Source organism: Brevundimonas sp. ABV4_179, from assembly GCF_056311945.1.
The window spans coordinates 1,616,073-1,629,593 of record NZ_CM149976.1 but is presented as its reverse complement, the minus strand read 5'-3'; the positions used below and the strand labels follow the sequence as shown (position 1 = coordinate 1,629,593).

Annotated in this window: 9 protein-coding genes, 1 tRNA gene and 1 rRNA gene; 5 read left to right on the top strand and 6 right to left on the bottom strand. The window is 67.7% G+C overall.

All coding sequences use genetic code 11. From position 1 onward, the window contains the following. Window positions 1-51: 51 nt before the first annotated feature. On the bottom strand, window positions 52-2,088 hold the full coding sequence (locus ACYX4P_RS07730; protein ID WP_292074697.1) for a TonB-dependent receptor: 2,037 nt from the start codon (window positions 2,086-2,088) through the stop codon (window positions 52-54). A gap of 132 nt (window positions 2,089-2,220) precedes the next feature. Between ACYX4P_RS07730 and ACYX4P_RS07725 the strand changes: the two genes are divergently transcribed. Further along, window positions 2,221-2,808 (top strand): class I SAM-dependent methyltransferase, encoded by a 588-nt coding sequence (locus tag ACYX4P_RS07725; RefSeq protein WP_248119507.1) that lies wholly within the window; start codon window positions 2,221-2,223, stop codon window positions 2,806-2,808. Window positions 2,809-2,843: 35 nt separating this feature from the next. On the opposite strand, the gene ACYX4P_RS07720 is transcribed toward ACYX4P_RS07725, so the two are convergent. Both ACYX4P_RS07720 and ACYX4P_RS07715 read right to left on the bottom strand, forming a co-directional pair. After that, window positions 2,844-3,959 carry a glycosyltransferase family 4 protein gene (locus ACYX4P_RS07720; protein ID WP_248119506.1) on the bottom strand — a complete coding sequence of 372 codons (1,116 nt, stop codon included), beginning with the start codon at window positions 3,957-3,959 and terminating at the stop codon, window positions 2,844-2,846. A 4-nt stretch (window positions 3,960-3,963) separates the two neighbouring features. Further along, window positions 3,964-4,929, bottom strand: coding sequence for a glucosamine inositolphosphorylceramide transferase family protein (locus tag ACYX4P_RS07715; RefSeq protein WP_248119505.1), 966 nt, complete (start codon window positions 4,927-4,929; stop codon window positions 3,964-3,966). Between the two features lie 199 nt (window positions 4,930-5,128). Between ACYX4P_RS07715 and ACYX4P_RS07710 the strand changes: the two genes are divergently transcribed. The 3 genes from ACYX4P_RS07710 (at window position 5,129) to ACYX4P_RS07700 (ending at window position 9,189) form a co-directional block, all read left to right on the top strand. Next, window positions 5,129-5,656, top strand: coding sequence for an RNA polymerase sigma factor (locus tag ACYX4P_RS07710; protein ID WP_248119504.1), 528 nt, complete (start codon window positions 5,129-5,131; stop codon window positions 5,654-5,656). Window positions 5,657-5,762: 106 nt separating this feature from the next. Next, on the top strand, window positions 5,763-6,728 hold the full coding sequence (locus ACYX4P_RS07705; protein WP_248119503.1) for a FecR family protein: 966 nt from the start codon (window positions 5,763-5,765) through the stop codon (window positions 6,726-6,728). Then, complete coding sequence (locus ACYX4P_RS07700; protein WP_248119502.1) at window positions 6,715-9,189, top strand: TonB-dependent receptor domain-containing protein; 2,475 nt, start codon at window positions 6,715-6,717, stop codon at window positions 9,187-9,189. The genes ACYX4P_RS07705 and ACYX4P_RS07700 overlap by 14 nt, the downstream gene beginning before the upstream one ends. Before the next feature lie 70 nt (window positions 9,190-9,259). Here the strand turns inward: ACYX4P_RS07700 and ACYX4P_RS07695 are convergent, their stop codons facing one another. After that, window positions 9,260-11,512, bottom strand: a complete 2,253-nt coding sequence (locus tag ACYX4P_RS07695) for a TonB-dependent receptor (protein WP_248119501.1) — start codon at window positions 11,510-11,512, stop codon at window positions 9,260-9,262. Window positions 11,513-11,761: 249 nt separating this feature from the next. Between ACYX4P_RS07695 and ACYX4P_RS07690 the strand changes: the two genes are divergently transcribed. Then, a complete protein-coding gene (locus tag ACYX4P_RS07690) occupies window positions 11,762-13,117 on the top strand; it encodes a metallophosphoesterase (RefSeq protein ID WP_312572452.1) in 1,356 nt (451 codons plus the stop codon). Between the two features lie 72 nt (window positions 13,118-13,189). On the opposite strand, the gene ACYX4P_RS07685 is transcribed toward ACYX4P_RS07690, so the two are convergent. Then, a tRNA-Met gene (locus ACYX4P_RS07685) sits at window positions 13,190-13,266 on the bottom strand. An 80-nt stretch (window positions 13,267-13,346) separates the two neighbouring features. Then, a 5S ribosomal RNA gene (gene rrf, locus ACYX4P_RS07680) occupies window positions 13,347-13,461 on the bottom strand. Between the last annotated feature and the right edge of the window lie 60 nt (window positions 13,462-13,521).

Below are 13,521 nucleotides of genomic sequence, written 5' to 3'. Positions count from 1 at the left end.
GCCTAAAACGCGCGGCCCTTCGGTGCAAATCCGGCCTGCGGACAGACCCGATCAGTAGCTCAATCGCAGACCGATGCTGGCGGTGCGCGGCGGGCCGTAAGCGGCGACGCCGTTTCCGGTCTGCGAAACCTCGACGTCCTTATCGAACAGATTGTCCGCCGCCACCCACAGGGTGGTGCGCGCATCGAACGCCCATTCCGCGCGCGCATCCAGCGTGACGGCGCCGGCCAGGGTGCGGCTGTTCAGATCGTCGTCGAAACGGCGCGATTCATAACGCGCCGCCAAAGCCAGGGTCAGGGCGCTGGACAGGCGCCAGTCCAGGCCGGCGGTCGCGCTCCAGTCCGGCGCCTGTGCGGGACGCAGGCCGGTCAACTGCGGCGCCGAGGCCCCGCCGTCCACCGTCGCATCGGTCCAGGACACCGCCCCGTTCAACGACAGGGCGGGCGTCAAATCGGCCGCCCCGGTCAGCTCCACGCCCCAGGCGTCGATGGTCCCGGCATTCTGGCGCTGGCGCAGCACCCCGCCCGCCGGCACGAAGCCCGCGCGGGGGAAGGTCGCAGGGCCGGCGCCCAGGGTGACATTGACGATGGCGTCGTCGATCTGGTTCCAGAAGACGGTCGCGCCCCAACGCACGCCGTCGCGGTTGAACGCCAGCCCGGTTTCGATCCCCTTCAGCGTTTCGGGCGCCAGGCCGGCGTTGGCCTCGGTGATGTCGTTGCCGACCCGGAACGGCCGATGCAATTCGTTCAGCGTCGCGGGCCGGAAACCGGAATAGGCCGCCGCCCGCGCGGCGTAACCGCCCCCCCGATCACGCCGCGCGGCCAGGCGAGCGCTGACCACCTCGCCGGACCGACCCGGGTCGGTTTCATCCAGCAACACCGCGCCGGTCGCCAGCGTGTATTCGTTGCGAAATCCGTTTGAATTCTCCCACCGGTCCAGACGAAGGCCGCCTGCGACCAGCCAGTCGCCGCCCGTCCAGGACCCGTCCACATAGGCGCCGCCGACCGAGGTTTCGCCGCCCGCCCGGCGCCCGCGCGCAAAGCCGGCCCCGGTCGGATTGCTGAAGAATTCGTTCGTTTGGCCTTCGTTGAAACGGGCATCGGCGCCCACCTCCCACTCCAACCGCCCCCCGGCGAAGTCCGACGCCCGCCGACGCAGGGCGGCGTTCAAACCCCATCCGGTCGCGGGGGTCTTGTATTGATCGTTGGCGGGCGTGGTCGTGGAGCGGTCTGCGGCCACCGAGGCGGAACTGTTCGCCAGGTCGCTGTCGATCCGCCATGCCTGAAGACGCCAGCCGTATCCGTCGGCGGTCGACGCCTGGGCGACGGCGGCGCTGAGGCTGTGGCCGCTGGCGTTGGCGCGCGTGCCCGCCAGACCCGATCCGCGATCCTCTTCCCAGGTGGCCGCGCGCACCGACAGATTGGTCGGCCCCACGGCGCCGTCGATCCGCACGGCGGCGGCCCGGCTGTCCAGATCCAGCGGCGTGTCCGCCGCCCCCGCCGTCGACCCCCGTACGGGGACATAGCCGTCGCTGACCTCGCGAAGGCCGCTGACCGTGACCGCCAGCGATCCCAGCCGTGTCGAGGCCGAGCCCGCCGCGCGCACCCCGCCCCTCTCGGCGGCCGAGACGTTCAGCACTCCGCCCTGGCTGCGTTCGCGCAGGGTGACGGTCCCCGTCAGGGCGCCGGCGCCGTACGGCCCCGATCCCGCGCCGCGCACCACATCCAGGCTGTCCAGCGCTTCCGGCGCGACCTGGGACCAGATCACCCAGCCCCCGAATGGATCGTTCAACGGCGCCCCATCCAGCAGCACCAGCGTCCGCCCTGCGCCCGACGGCGCGATGGCCCTCAGCGACAGACCCTGGGTCGTCGGATTGGCCGCCAGACTGGTGGTGCGGCGAAACAGCGACACCGCAGGCGCCGACCGCAGGGCCTCGTCAATCCGCGCCGAACGGGACAATACGGCCTGGTCGATTCGGACCACGGAAAAGGCCGCGTCCGCCGCGGCGGGGGGCAGACGGGCCGCGGTCACGACGATTTCGGGCAGGGCCGCGGGCGCGACGACGGGGGGAGGAGCGTCTTGCAGCATTGGCACTCGATACGGGTTGGCGGGCCGGGGTGAAAGCCCGGGCGACAAATTGCCCCCCGGCGTCTCGACGAACTTCGATTGGCAGATGCGGCGTCCGCCGGTAGAAACGTTCTGGGGAACACGGGGGATGCAATGGGCTTTATCGCGGCCTTCATGACGCTGGTGCTGGGCGAAGGCGCGGTCCACGCAAGGCGGTCCGCCAAGGCGACGCGCATCCGCGCCCTGCCCGACCGTCAGGTCATGGCCGACAGCTATGTCCCGGCGCTGGCCGCCAAGGGCGGGCGCATCCTGTGGGTCGGATGTCGCGAATATACGTTGGACGACTATGCCGCGCTTGAGGCGCTGGGCGGCGAGGTCTGGACCACAGACATCGACGCGGGCGCCGCGCGCTGGGGCCGACCGGGTCGTCACCGCACAGGCGACGTCTGCCAGGCGGATCGACTGTTTTCGGACCTGACGTTCGACGCCGTCGTCTGCAACGGCGTCCTGGGCTATGGCGTGGACACGCCCGAGCAGCAGCGGCAAGCCTTGACCGCCATGGCCGCCGTTCTACGTCCCGGCGGACGCCTGCTGCTGGGGTGGAACACCGACAAGATAGACGATCCCGTCGCGGCGGGTTTGACCACCGCCGACTTCGCACCCGCGCCTTTGGGCGATCGCCCGACACGCGTCGCCTTCGACGCCGTGACCCATGTCTATGACAGTCTGATCCGCATCTAGCTGAGCAGGCTGGTCAGCGACCAAACGCCTTGGCCTTAGGCCGCGCGGCAGGATTTACCCTGGCCATGGCGGGTCACCGACCGATCCGCCAGCGCATAACGCAGGGCGTCCAGTTCGGCCGCACGCGCCGCTGGCGAGTGCACACGCGCCACATGGGCCTGACCGGCCTGGGCCAGTTTCAACCGCTCGGCCTGGTTCTGAACCAGATGTTCCATTGCGGCGGCCAGAGGCGCGGCGTCTTCGACATCCACATAGAGGGCGTGTTCGCCGCTGGCCTCGCGCAATCCGCCCCGCCCCGAGGAGATCAGGGCCGCGCCCGCCGCATGGGCTTCCAGCGCCGAAAGGCCCAACGCCTCGCGCACCCGCGACGGGACCACCGCGATGGCGGCGCGGCGCGTGACCGCCTTCACCTCGCCCAAGGACGCGGATTTGTGGATTTCCACCCGGTCGCCGAACCGGGCCAGGGCGCGGACATGGGGTTCGGCCCAGTCCTGATGCTTGTCCCAGTCGCCCAGCATCAGGGCGCCGCGCCAGTCGGGATGCCGGTCCAGCGTCGCCGCCAAAGCCGTGCAGAACAGATCCAGCCCCTTGTCGTGCATGGCGCGGCCTGAAAACAGGATCAGCTGCTCGCGGTCCTCCGGCGCCGCCCGCCAGTCGTCCATGGCGATGGGATTGCACACCGCCGAAACCCGCCCGGCCAGACGCGGATAATCGGCCGCGAACTCCTGACCCGCCGCCTGGCTGACAAACACCAGACGGTCGAACCGCGCCAATCGACGGCCATAGCGCCAGGCTGCAATCGGACTGCGCGCGGGCTTTATGCGGGTGTGACGATAGAGGACGTTGATCGCCTTCGGAAACTGGCGCGCCAGTTCGGATGCGGACTTCAGCTGCTGGTGATATTCCACGATATCAGGCGACAGGGTCCGCAGAATATCGGCCACCGCCGCATTGCGCGCCTTGCGGCCCAGTCCCGCCGGCACGGTCAGCATACGGACATCGGACGGGGCGACGGCGCCCGCGTCGGCGATCAGGGTCACGGCCTTCTGCAGGCGGCTGTGGGCCGACAGGGTGCGGACCACCGTCTCCATCGAATTGGCCTTGTCGGGGCAGTAGGTCGAGCCACGCGGCAGAACGACGGCGATACGCATGATCTTAGCCGCCCTTGCCGACGTTGGACGTCGAGAAGAGCGTCGGATGGACCGCCAGCCCGGTCGCACCACGGCCGCGCGGCCCGTTCAGCCCCAGCAGGCGCCGCGCCTTGAACCCCGCCTTCAGCCACGGCTCGGCAGCCGATCGGCGGATGCTCTTCACGTCGATGAAGGTCACGTCGCCATGACCGGACAGGGTGTGAAACCCATCGCCGAACCCAGCCAACAGATCGCCAGGCTGGAACCGTCTGACCGGCGTCACCGAAAAGGCGCCGGGCGTCAGCGTCTCGATCCTCAGCAGATTGACCGCCGCCCCATAGGTCGCCACGCAGTCCTGAACCGGCAGATGCAGGGCGCCGTCGTGAACGAAGGCCGTGCCGCCAGGCCGCGACACGTCGAAACCGCTCATGACCGGATTGGCGGCATGGGCCGTCCACGGCCCCGTCAGGGTCTCGCTCCAGGCCAGATGCATCTCGCGCATCGCCCGGTCATCCGGCCCCGCCAGGGCGTGGAACATCCACCACAGGCCGTCGTGCCGCACGACCGTCGCATCGATGGCGGCCAAGTCGCCCAGACGCGCCGCCGGCTCCCACCGATCCGGGAAGCGCACACAGCGATAGAGGATCAGCCCACCGCTCTTGTAGCCTTCGGGCAGCATGTAAAGCTCGCCGCCGTCCTCGACCAGGGTCGGATAGGACAGGTGCCAGGGTTCGGTCAGCGCCACGCCCTGGCCGATCAGCCGGTCGTCGGCGTCGTACTGGCGGTAATGAATCTCGCCTCGCCGCACATGATAGTCGAACGCCTCGACGAAGACGGTCAGCACGCCGTCGCGCGTGACGCCGAACGGATCGGCGACATAGGCGTAGGGTCCGCAATCCGGCAGCCACGTCACCTCGTCGGCGGTCGGCGGCTGGTCCATGACGCTGGGCAGGGGGCGGCGGATGAAGCCGGAACGCCAAATATCGAACATGGCGCCGCCTAGCCGACCCGAAGGACCGGCGCCGTCGCTCTGCCGTGTGCTGGATACGCGCGCATCGAAACCCTGTTCGCCGCCGCACAGCGACGCCTTCGATCTAAAGACGCCGCCGGTCCGCCCTTGCCTCAGGAAAATCGTCGCGGCATGGAGGACCGACGTTCCATCCTGGGACGCGACAAAGGATTTCGCCTGTTTGACCGCGCCCGCCGCGCATCCTCTGGTCGCCACCTATATGGAGCAGCGACAGGATCTGGCCCGCTTCTGCCGTGCGCGGCTCAGCGGGGCCTCGGGCGATGTCGATGATCTGTTGCAGGACCTCTATCTGAAGGTTTCGGCCCTGTCGGCGGACACGCCAGTCGACAATCCACGCGCGTTTCTTTTCCGCCTGCTCTCCAACCTGATGCTGGACCGATGGCGCTCGGGCCAGCGCGCCGCCGCGCGCGACAGCGCCTGGCGCCAGATCAATCACCAGACCGGAGCGGTCGAAGATCTGGACGACGCCCCGTCCGCCGAGGCCGTGGTGACGTCGCGCGAGCGGCTGGCGCGGCTGGTCGCGGCTCTGGAAACGCTGCCGCCCAAAACCCGCACGATCTTTCGCCTGCACAAGTTCGACGGCGTCAGCTATGCCGACATCGCCAGCCAACTCGACATTTCGCGCAGTTCGGTCGAGAAACATATGATGGAGGCCCTGCGCGTCCTGGCCCGAAAGGCGCAGCCGTGAGCACCCTTTCGCCCGTCGCCGAACGAAACTGTGGAGGCGGCGCAGTCGCCGTGACGTCTGAGTATCAGGGATTGCGTTTTCCGGCGCACATCCAGGCTGGGATGGCATGAAGGCGACCACCGACATCGACGAAAAGGCGCTGCACTGGTTCGTCGCCCTGCGCGACGAGGCGGCCGGCGACGACGTCTGGTTTGGCTTCCAGTCCTGGCTGGAGGCGGCGCCCGCCCACGCCCTGGCCTATGACGCGATCGAGCGGCTATGGGTCGATCTGGACGCCGCCGATACGGCCTCGGCCGTCGAGCCCCAACCAGCCCCCGTCATTGATTTCGCCCCAGCCCGCGACCGCCGCACGCAGCGTCGTCGTCCCTGGCTAAGCGCGGGGCTCGGCATCGCCGCCAGCGTCACCTTGGCGGTCGGCCTGTGGATGTGGATGGCGCCCAACGGCCAGACCTACGCCACCACCGACGCGCCGCTTACGGTGGCGTTGGAGGACGGTTCCCACGTCTATCTGAACCGCCATTCGCGCCTGGACGTGCGGTTCGACGGCGATCGCCGCGCGGTGTCGCTGGACGAGGGCGAGGCCGCCTTCGACGTGGTCCATGACCCCGCTCACCCGTTCGTGGTCGCCGCCGGCGCGCATCAGGTCGAGGTTCTGGGCACCGCCTTCAATGTACTGAACCACGGCGATAACTTCGCCGTGGCCGTGGAACGCGGCGTCGTGGCCGTGACGCCGCAAAAGGCGCCGCGCGTTCGTTTGATCGCCGGCCAGGCATTGGCCCAAACAGCCCAGAAGACCCCGATGCTGGCCACGGTCGCGCCCGACCGCGCCTCCGCCTGGCGCCAGGGGGTGCTGGTCTATCGCGATCGCCCGCTGGGCGAAGTCGCGGACGATCTTTCGCGTTATCTCGACAAACCTGTTGTGCTATCGACATCGGCTCGGGCGCTGCGCTTCACGGGCGCCCTGCGTATTGGCGACGAGGCCGTGATGTTGCAGCAACTCCAGGACTTCCTTCCCATTCGGATCGACGCCTCGACGACCGCTGTCCGCGTCGATGCGCGTGAGGCCGGCTGAGGCCGGGCGGCCCCGAACCCCTGGCCTGTCCCGGTCACGCGCCGCCGCACTGAACGCCAGCCTCGCGCTTGTCGCGACCGCCGCCCTGGCCGCCCCGGCCTGGGCTGAACAGTCGCATGTCCTGAACCTCTATGTGCCGCGCCAGCCGGTGGACCGCGCCCTTCTGGACCTGGCGTTGCAGGCGCGGGTGTCGCTGGGGGGCGGCGTCGCAGCCTGCACTGGAACCAGCCCTGCGCTGCGCGGCCGCATGACCCTGGACGCGGCGCTGGACCGCATACTGGCCGGATCGGGCTGCCGCTATCTGGTCAGGCCGGACGGGGCGGTTATCATCAGTTCGGCGCCGCGCGTCGCCACCCCGCCGCCTTCGCCCTCTGTACGGCCCGCGCCTCGACCTGCCCCACAGACCGAGGCGGTTCAGGTCAGCGAAGTGGTCGTGACCGCCCCGCGCCGCCCGGAGTTGATCCAGCGGTCCTCCTCGGCCATGACCGCCATCACCGGCGACCGGATCGGCCGGTCCGGCGTCACGGGGATGCAGGGGCTAGACAGCCTGGTCTCGGGCATGACGGTGACGAACCTGGGCCCCGGCCGAAACAAGATCTTGCTGCGCGGCATCTCCGACGGGGTGTTCACCGGCCTGACCCAATCGACGGTCGGCCTCTATCTCGATCTGACGCCCGTCACCTACAGCGCCCCCGACCCGGACCTGAAGCTGATCGACATCGACCGGGTCGAGGTTCTTCGCGGCCCACAGGGCACGCTGTACGGCACCGGCCCAATCGGCGGCGTGGTGCGTATCGTCACCCGCCGCCCCGAGTTCGGCCGCGAGGACCTGGCCGTCGCCCTGACCCGATCCCATACCCATAGCGGCGGAACCAACACCGACTACAACCTAGTCGCCAACCTGCCCCTGGCCGGCGACCGCGCGGCCGTCCGCGCGGCCGTCTATGGCGAGACCTTCAGCGGCTACATCAACGATGTCGAACTGAACCTGCGCCGCGTCAACGACGGCACGCGGCGGGGTGGTCGCCTGTCGGGCGCCCTGGCCTTGGCGCCAGGCTGGACCGCGCGCGCGGGCGTCGTCCATCAGTCGATCATGACCGAGGACACCCACTATGTTTATCGTGGATTAGGCCCATTGCGTCGCGCCAATCTGGTGCGCGAACCGCATCAGAACCGCTTCGACCAGGCGTCGCTGTCGCTGGAAGGGCGCGGAACCTGGGGCCGACTGGACGCCTCGCTCGCGGTGGTCGAACATGGGTTTAAAAGCCGGTACGACGCCTCCAGCGCGCTCCGTCGGTTCGGCTCTCTGGCTTCGGTCGGCGCGCTGGACGAAAACAAGGACATCCATCTGGTCGTGGGCGAGACGGTGCTGACCTCGCCCGACGTCGGGCGCTGGCGCTGGCTGGTCGGCGCCCTGGCCTCCACCAGCACGACCCGCACCGATCCCGTCCTGTCGATCCTGCGTCCCGAACCGCTGGCGCTCTACGCCGAGAAGCGCCGCGACACCCTGCAGGAGGCGGCCCTCTATGGCGAAGCGGCCTGGGATCTGACGCCCAAACTGACCCTGACCGCCGGCGCCCGCTATTACACCCTGGACTACGACACCACCTCCCAGGTGCGCCAGCGAACGCGCGTGCGAAACTTCGATGGCCAAGGGGGGTCGTCCGGCCTGACGCCCAAGATCGCCCTGGCCTGGCAACCCAGCGACCGGCTGAACCTGTCGGCTCAGCTCAGCCACGGCCGGCGCGCGGGCGGTTTCAACACCGCGGGCGTCATCGGTCAGGACTTCAGCGGCCTGAGGGATTCGCCGGCGCGCCAGTATCGCCCCGACTCGCTATGGAACCTGGAGTTCAACGCCAAGGTCCGATCCGCCGATGGCCGCGCGCGGCTGCGCGCCGCCCTCTACGCCGCCCGCTGGCGCGATGTGCAGAGCGACCAGTTCCTGCCCAGCGGCCTGGCCTATGTGGTCAATGTCGGCGACGGCGCCGACGTCGGTTTCGAGGCCGAGGCCAACTGGCGGCCCACAGACGGACTTGAGGTGTTCGCCAACGCCCTGATCGCCGATCCGCGCATCACCGATCCCGCCAGCCGGTTCGCGACCCAACGGGGCGCAGGCTTGCCCGGCGTGCCAAAGGCCTCTGCCAACCTGGGCTTCACCTATCGCCGCCCAATGACGGATCGCCTGCAACTGATCGCGGACGGCGGCGTGTCCTATGTCGGCGCGTCCCGCCTGACCTTCGATGGCCGACAGCAGCACCGTATGGGCGACTACGCCACCGGCCGGTTGTCGATGGGCGTGGAGAGTGCGCCCTGGGTGGCCACCGTCTTCGTGGACAATCTGTTCGACACCCGCGCCAACACCTTCGCCTACAGCGATCCCTTCCGGCTGCCCGACGCCCAGGCCGTCACGCCTCTACGTCCCCGCACCATCGGGGTTGCGCTGAAATGGGCGCTTCAGTAGCGAGGCAAGCAACGAAAAAGCCGCCCTGCGAACAGGGCGGCTTCCGTTGGCTGTCAACTTGGTTTCGACCTCAGAACCGCTTGGTCAGTTGCACGCCATAGGTGCGCGGCTCGTTGACGAAGGCTGTCAGGTTGTTGAAGTCGATGGCGCCGATCACATTCTCCTCGTCCGTCAGGTTGCGGACGTAGGCGGCGGCTTCGATACCGCGCGACAGATCGCGCCAGCCCGCGCGCAGTCCGCCTTCGAAATGCGTATCCTGCATGAACTCGACCGATTCATAGAGGAACAGGTTGAAATTCTTCTGCATGACCCAGTCGGTCGAGGCGAACAGCTCGGTGTCGACGCCCAGCGGCCTGACGTAGTTCAGCGTCAGATTGGCGGTGTATTCCGGCGCCTGCGGGAAGGGGTTGCCGTCGATGGCGGCGCGACGGGTCGTTCCCACCATGACGATGGGATCGGTGACGGTGCAGTTGGAGCCGCAGACGGCGACCAGCAGATCCTTGTCCTTGATCTCGGTGTGGTTCCAGGCGCCGCCGGCCGCCAGGCTGAAGCCGGCACCCAGATAGACATCGCCGTCCAGTTCCAGGCCATAGCCCTCGCCCTTCTTGGCGTTGATCAGGCGGTTGGAGTTGTCCGCGCCGCCGATGGCGGTGAACTGCATGTCGCTGACTTCATAGACATAGGCGGTGGCGTTGAAGCGCGCCCGGCCGTCTATCATCCGCGCCTTCATACCCGTTTCGTACGACATGACCGTCTCGGAATTGGCCGTCGTCAGGACCGGCAGGTTGCGGCCCTGGATCGACGGGCCGCGATAGCCCTTGGCCACCCGCGCGAACAGGTTCAGGTCGTCGTTCACCTGATAGACCGCGCTGACGTCCCAGCTGACCTGCTGATCCCCGACCGACACGGCGCCCTGGCCGCCGACCGGCGTTCCGACCACGATCCGGCCGTTGTAGTGGCGATTGTCGTCCGTGTAGCGCAGACCCGCCGTCACCTTCAGCGCGTCGGTCACCTTGTAGCTGCCTTGGCCGAAGATCGACCAGGAATCGGACTTCTGAACGATATCGGTGATCTTGGTGGGGATCAGACCGCCCACGCCGTTGAACGTGCCGCTGACCAGGTTGAAGCGCTCGTCCCAATAGAAGGCGCCCACCTGCCAGCCGACCCGGCCGTCGCCGTTCGACGCCAGGCGCAGCTCATAGGTGTTCTGCAGCAGGTCGCTGGACAGGGTGCCGGTTTCTGAGTTGAACGGCGTCTTGTAGGAGGCGGTCGTCGGGGCCGACGCCACGCCGCCGTCAATGTCGCCGTCGCCCTGCGACCAGCCCTGATAGGAGCCGACGATGCCGGTCAGCGTGGCGGGGCCGAAATCGTAGGCCACCTTCAACGATTCGGACGTCGTCTTCTGCTTCTGGAAGTTGTTGCGGCCGCCGTCGTAATAGACGGTGTCGCGGTCGAAGTTGTCGTTCAGCTTGTTGGAGCCCTTGGTCAGGGCGTTGGCCCGGTTCATCGTCCCCGTGCCGTCATAGTCGCGCGCCTGCAGCGTCAGAACCGTGGATAGCCGATCGGTCGGCGTCCACGCGACATGGACGCGTGCGGCCAGATCGTCGAACCCGCCCAGGTCATCCTTGTCGGGATTGGCGAACGACGGATTGTAGGCGTTGTTCACCCAGTCGTCGCGGTGGTTCCACAGGATGGCGCCGCGCACCTGAAGCGTGTCCGACGCAGGCAGGGTGACGGCCGCCTCGGCGCGCGTCGAGCCCAGGTTGCCATAGGTCAGAGAGCCGAAGCCGGTGAACTCGTCCGAGGGCTTGACCGTATCGATCTTGACCACGCCCGCCGGGGTGTTGCGGCCGAAAAGCGTGCCCTGCGGCCCGCGCAGCACTTCCAGCTGCTGCACGTCGAACAGGGGGAAGCCCTTCAGATAGACGCTTTCCAGAACGACATCGTCCAGCACCACCGAGACCGGCTGGGAGGCGGTGAAGTCGAAGTCCACATTGCCCAGGCCGCGGATGTAGAAGCGCGGGGCGTAACGGCCGTTCGAGCTTTCGACCTGCAGGCTGGGCACGCGGCCCGACAGCGACAGGATGTCGGCGCCGCCGGCCGACACCTCCTGCAGCGTCTGCGGGCTCAGGGCGGTGACGGCGAACGGCACGTCGCGGATGTTCTCGCTGCGGCGCTGGGCCGTGACCACGATGTCGTCGACGCCCGCCGGTTCGGCGGCGGGAACGGCCTGGCTGTTCGGGGCGGTCTGGGCCGAAACGGCGCCGGCGCTCAGCAGGGCGACGCCGCTGACGGTGGCGGCCAAAAGGGCTTGGCGAAGCATGAAGAATATTCCTTGGCGACAGGGGGAGGACGTGTCGCGCGACGACCTAAAGCGTCGCCGTCTCCCCCGCCAGAGGAGACCACGCCGCGTTTCTTGAACCTTTGAAGACGCGGCCACAGCCCTGTGACAATCTGTCTTCAAACCGATGGATCATCGTAGGATCGCATTGCGCGTCATGGCTCTGGATGCGAAAGTCAGTCGGTGCGTGAGTTTTGCTCCGCGTCTTCCCGCACATCGCCTGGAGAAACCGTGGCCCTCATCGCGCCTTCCCGTCGTCGACTTCTTCAGTTCGCCGCCGGAGCGGCCTTCGCACCAGGGTTGGCGGCCTTGAAAACCCAGGCGGTCGTCGGCCGGGTTCTGGCCGTATCGGACCTTCATTCCGCCTATGAGCGCACGCCTTACCTGTTGGCGGCCTTTGAACACGAAATCCGGTCGCATCCCGTCCCCCATGTCATCGCCATCAACGGCGACATCTTCGAACATGGCAATGTCGTCGCCCAGCGTTCGGACGGCATAGTGGACTGGGCTTTTCTGGCCGCCCTGCCCGCCCTGGCGCCGACCGTAGTGAACCTGGGCAACCACGACAATGATCTGACGCCCGACCTGGCCGATATCGTTGCCCGGATGAGGGACATGGGCCTCCATGTCGTCACCACCATCACCGACACACGTACCGGCGCCGGTTACGCCCTGCCAACAGCGACGCTGCCGTTCGGCGCTCATCGGCTGCGGGTCGTCGGCATGGCGACCAATTCGATGAACACCTATCCCAAGGCGTCGCGAGACCAACTCTCGATCCCGGCCGCCGCCGACTGGGCGCGGGCGAACCTGTCCGACAGCCTTTCCGGCGCCGACAAGGTGATGGTCATGAGCCACGCGGGCGTGGTCGCGGATCGGGATATTCTGCCCCTGTTGCCTGAGGGCGCCTTGATGGTGGGGGGACACGACCACCTTCTTTTCCAGCACCAGCTGGGCGCCAGCGCCTATGTGCATACGGGTTCGTTCACCAGCGCCTACACCGCGGCGACGTTCACAGCGGACGGGTCCGTGATCGCCGCCTCCCATCCGGTTTCGACGGACAATTCCGCCTCCTCGGCCCTGGCAGGCTTGACGACCCAAACACTCGCCGACCACCTCACGCCCGAGGAACGCACGGTCCTCTGGACAGGCCGCCCCGCGATGTCCCTGGGCGACACGGGCCGCGCGATCGCCGCCGGCATGGCGCGCGAGGCGGGAGCCCACGCCGGCTTCATCGGCCACACCACCCTGGGCAACGCCGCCCCGGCCGGGCCGGTCACCCGCTACATTTTCGATTCCATCGTGCGCTTCAACGGCGCCCTGATGACGGCCGAGGCCACGCCGACGCAGTTCGGGGCCTTCATGGCCCGCGCCAATCAGGACCGCCCCCTGCCCCTCGACGCCCTGACCGGCGACTTCCTCTACGCCGCCAGCCTTACGCCCCCTTCAGGTCCGGTGCGCATCGTCACGACCGACTGGTGTGCGACCAACCAGCAGAAGTATTTTGGAACCGACGATCTGGTTTTCGAACAGGCGCCCGGCGTTACGCTTAAGTCGGTCGCGTCTTCCGCCTTGGCGCGCGCATAATTCCGGGATCATGACTGGTGGATTTGAGGCATGAAAAAACCCGCCATCCTTTTGGGATAGCGGGTTAAATCTTGGGTGCGGGAGTAGGATTTGAACCTACGACCTTCAGGTTATGAGCCTGACGAGCTACCGGGCTGCTCCATCCCGCGTCAAACGGGTTTTCGGTAAGGAAGAGTGTGTTCGAGAAGGGCCGTTTGGCCTTTGCGCAATCGTTCTGTCCGCCTGGTAGACCCGGCGGCGACCTACTCTCCCGCGCCTTGAGACGAAGTACCATTGGCTCTGGAGGGCTTAACGACCGAGTTCGGGATGGGATCGGGTGGGGAACCTCCGACATAGCCACCGGGTCAACCAGGGGGACAGAAGGATTGCAAATCCGAGCTCAAGTCGCGCTAGGGCGTCAGCTT

Bases quoted from the DNA above. Each gene is read 5' to 3' on its own strand.
- ACYX4P_RS07715 (WP_248119505.1), bottom strand. From the start codon at position 4,929: ATGTTCGATATTTGGCGTTCCGGCTTCATCCGCCGCCCCCTGCCCAGC.
- ACYX4P_RS07695 (WP_248119501.1), bottom strand. From the start codon at position 11,512: ATGCTTCGCCAAGCCCTTTTGGCCGCCACCGTCAGCGGCGTCGCCCTG.
- ACYX4P_RS07725 (WP_248119507.1), top strand. From the start codon at position 2,221: ATGGGCTTTATCGCGGCCTTCATGACGCTGGTGCTGGGCGAAGGCGCG.
- ACYX4P_RS07705 (WP_248119503.1), top strand. From the start codon at position 5,763: ATGAAGGCGACCACCGACATCGACGAAAAGGCGCTGCACTGGTTCGTC.
- ACYX4P_RS07720 (WP_248119506.1), bottom strand. From the start codon at position 3,959: ATGCGTATCGCCGTCGTTCTGCCGCGTGGCTCGACCTACTGCCCCGAC.
- ACYX4P_RS07730 (WP_292074697.1), bottom strand. From the start codon at position 2,088: ATGCTGCAAGACGCTCCTCCCCCCGTCGTCGCGCCCGCGGCCCTGCCC.